Origin of the sequence: Aquiflexum sp. (assembly GCF_041749095.1) — a bacterium.
GTDB lineage: Bacteria > Bacteroidota > Bacteroidia > Cytophagales > Cyclobacteriaceae > Aquiflexum.
In genome coordinates this window covers 1-3,150 of record NZ_JBGTCA010000253.1, presented here as the reverse complement: position 1 = coordinate 3,150, position 3,150 = coordinate 1, and the positions used below count along the sequence as shown (strand labels likewise).

At 38.2% G+C, this 3,150-nt stretch carries 4 protein-coding genes and 1 pseudogene; all 5 read left to right on the top strand.

What is annotated here, in order from left to right:
• A partial coding sequence (locus ACEW8O_RS11795) for a serine hydrolase (RefSeq protein ID WP_373494829.1) occupies positions 1–979 on the top strand: 979 nt, incomplete at its 5' end.
• A gap of 92 nt (positions 980–1,071) precedes the next feature.
• A complete protein-coding gene (locus ACEW8O_RS11790) occupies positions 1,072–1,554 on the top strand; it encodes a hypothetical protein (RefSeq protein WP_373494828.1) in 483 nt (160 codons plus the stop codon).
• 10 nt (positions 1,555–1,564) lie between these two features.
• Positions 1,565–2,341: a Ku protein gene (locus ACEW8O_RS11785; protein WP_373494827.1), complete on the top strand. Its 777-nt coding sequence runs from the start codon at positions 1,565–1,567 to the stop codon at positions 2,339–2,341.
• Between the two features lie 12 nt (positions 2,342–2,353).
• Positions 2,354–2,791, top strand: a complete 438-nt coding sequence (locus ACEW8O_RS11780; protein ID WP_373494826.1) for a DNA polymerase ligase N-terminal domain-containing protein — start codon at positions 2,354–2,356, stop codon at positions 2,789–2,791.
• Between the two features lie 155 nt (positions 2,792–2,946).
• Positions 2,947–3,150: pseudogene (locus tag ACEW8O_RS11775) on the top strand (hypothetical protein); the annotation flags it as partial.

The following is a 3,150-nucleotide window of genomic DNA, read 5'->3' as shown; positions in this document are numbered from 1 at the left end:
CACTGCGGAAGACCTGGCCAAATTCGCTGTCAACATTCAACAGACATTGAAAGGTGGACCTGAAACAGTATTGTCCAAAGACATGACGGCTTTGATGCTCACGCCTTTTGTGGAGGATTTTACCGGACTTGGATTCTTTATTAACAAAATGAAAGATGAAATTTATTTTGGCCATGGGGGTTGGGACGAAGGATTTTCCAGTGAACTGATTGCCCACAAAGACAAGGGATACGGAGTGGTCATTTTGACCAATTCCAACCATCCTGAATTTATTTCTGAGTTGATCCGTTCAGTGGCACTTACCTATGATTGGGATGAATTTGTCCCTGTTTATCAAAGAAAGAATCTGAATCCCGGAGAAATAAATCAAATTATTGGGAGGTACAAAATCGGTGGCAATATGCTGATCGAAATTTTCCAAAATGACAATGTTCTTTACAGCAAAGGTTTGATGGGTGAGTCAAAGGAATTTGTCAAAATTTCTGATAGTACCTTTATCGGGAGGGACAACAACCAGCCTGTTGTATTCAAAACCAAACCTGAAACAAATAAAACGGAAATGGTTTTACTCAATCCTAATACAGGGGTTAAAGAAGGTTCATTTTCCAAAATGGATGATGGTGAAAAAATACCAATTGAATTGCTGGTTGCCGGAGATTTTGACCTCGCATTGAAGGAATATCAGGCGATGAAAAAACGTGATCCAAACGACCCTACCATTGCTGAAGACAACCTGAACATACTTGGTTACAGATTTATGGAAAATGACAAATTAAAAATTTCACAAGACATTTTCAAAATCAATACTATCCTTTATCCCAACAGTTCCAATGTGTATGACAGTTATGCGGAGGCCAGTATGGAAATCGGAGAGATTGATCTTGCCATTGAAAACTATAAAAAATCCCTCAGTCTTGATCCCCAAAATGCCAATGCGGAAAAAATGATTGCCGAATTGCAAAAAAAGAAAGGAGGTTAAAAAGTATATTTTTCGATTTAATTGTCCATCTTCCATCAATTAATCTTGCAAAACAATGCTGTGATTGTGTAAGACATTTTTAGGGAAAATAGATGTCATTTGTATGTATGGCCATACAACCGATTATTAAGTCAACAATTGCCGGCACCTCTGCCATGACTCTTTTCAGTTATCTGATTTCTGAAAAGAAGTATGAAAATTTTCGGGAACCATTGGTACTGGCAGATTTGATATCGAGGCTAATTCCAACGATGCGGAAATCCGATGCCGCATTGGAAGGGTGGTTACTACATTACATTTCCGGCCTTGGGTTTTGTTGTGGCTATCATCAATTATGGAGAAACGGTAAAGTAAAGCCTGGAATACTTTCCGGCAGTGTATTGGGTGCAGCAAGTGGGGTAGCTGGAATTTTGGTCTGGAAGGCAGTTTTTAAATTACATCCCAATCCACCAGCAAAGAACTTGAAGAAATACTTTGGACATTTATTGCTTGCACATGTGGTATTTGGGGCATTTGCAGGTATGGCTTACAAATCCAAAATGTCAGAGAAGAACCCTGATCTTTTATCAAAATAAATATTATCTCATGCGTGCCATTTGGACAGGTTCTATCAGTTTCGGTTTGATCAATATCCCGATAAAAATATATTCAGCTACTGAAGCCAGCACTTTGAACCTGGAAATGCTGGACAGCGCAGATCACTCTAATATAAAGTATAAGAGAATAAATGAAAGTACCGGAAAAGAAGTCGAATATGCTGATATTGTCAAAGGCTACAAATTAGATGAAGAGTATGTAATATTGGAAGATGAGGATTTTGAGGCTGCTGATGCCGAAAAAACAAAGACCATTGATATTCTTAGTTTTGCTGATGGCCAGGAGATTGACAGTCTATACTATGAAAAACCCTACTATCTGGAGCCCGATAAATCGGGGACGAAAGCATATGCGTTGCTTCGGGATTCTTTGCAAGCATCAGGAAAAGTCGGTGTCACTTCATTTGTCATGCGGAACAAAGAAGGATTGGCAATAATAAAACCTTATGGAAATGTAATTGTGCTGAACAGGATTAGGTTTACACAGGAGATAAGGGAAACAACCGAATTAAATTTGCCCCCCGTTTCCAAAAAGAAAACCAAGGAAATGGACATGGCAGATAAGCTCATTGATCAGCTTACGGAAAAGTTTGATATAGAAAATTACAAGGATACCTATACAGCAAAACTTTTGAAGATCATCAAAGCCAAAGCAAAGGGCAAAAAACCACCAAAAGCAAAAATGAAGGTAGTCCACAGGCAAAGTGATGATTTGATGGAAATGCTCAAGGCCAGCTTGTCAGATAAAAAATCGAAATCTGCATAAATTTTTTCTAAGATGAGTTTGTCGGAATACAAGAAAAAGAGAAACTTCAAATCGACAAAAGAGCCTGTAGCCGAAATAAAAAAATCAGGAAAGGAGCTCATTTTTGTGGTTCAAAAACACCACGCAAGAAACCTTCATTATGACTTTAGGTTGGAATTGGATGGGGTACTTAAAAGCTGGGCTGTACCCAAGGGACCATCCTTAAATCCAGATGATAATCGGCTTGCAATATTGGTAGAAGATCATCCATTCAGCTACAAAGATTTTGAGGGAGAAATACCCAAAGGCAATTATGGTGCAGGCCATGTTATTGTTTGGGATGCCGGAACTTATACCTCTCCCGAAGCAGAAAATGCCGATGAAGCTTACAAAAACTTAAAAGCAGGCTTTGCAAAAGGACATTTGGCGCTTCAGCTTGATGGAGTTAAATTAAAGGGAAGATTGATTTAGTAAAGCTCAAAGGCAAAGAAGATAATGCATGGTTACTTATCAAAAAGTCTGATGATTTTGTATCCAAAGAAGATGTTTTAAAAAAGGACAAATCTATTGTATCAGGTAAAACATTGGATGAGATAAAAAAATCATCTTCAAAAAGCGACAGTAAAATGCCTCAAAAAAAATCTTCCAAATCCTCCTCAATTAAAGCTTCAGCAGCAGTATTTACGAAACCTATGCTCGCCGAGACAGTGAAAGAAGCATTTGACAGAAAAGATTGGATCTATGAAATAAAATATGATGGCTACAGGACCATAGCTGTTTTAAATCATGGAAAGGTGGACCTTTTCAGTCGCAATGAAAACCCGTTTACT

Excerpts from the sequence above, each read along its gene's own strand:
- ACEW8O_RS11790 (WP_373494828.1), top strand. The coding sequence starts at position 1,072 with ATGTCATTTGTATGTATGGCCATACAACCGATTATTAAGTCAACAATT.
- ACEW8O_RS11785 (WP_373494827.1), top strand. The coding sequence starts at position 1,565 with ATGCGTGCCATTTGGACAGGTTCTATCAGTTTCGGTTTGATCAATATC.
- ACEW8O_RS11780 (WP_373494826.1), top strand. The coding sequence starts at position 2,354 with ATGAGTTTGTCGGAATACAAGAAAAAGAGAAACTTCAAATCGACAAAA.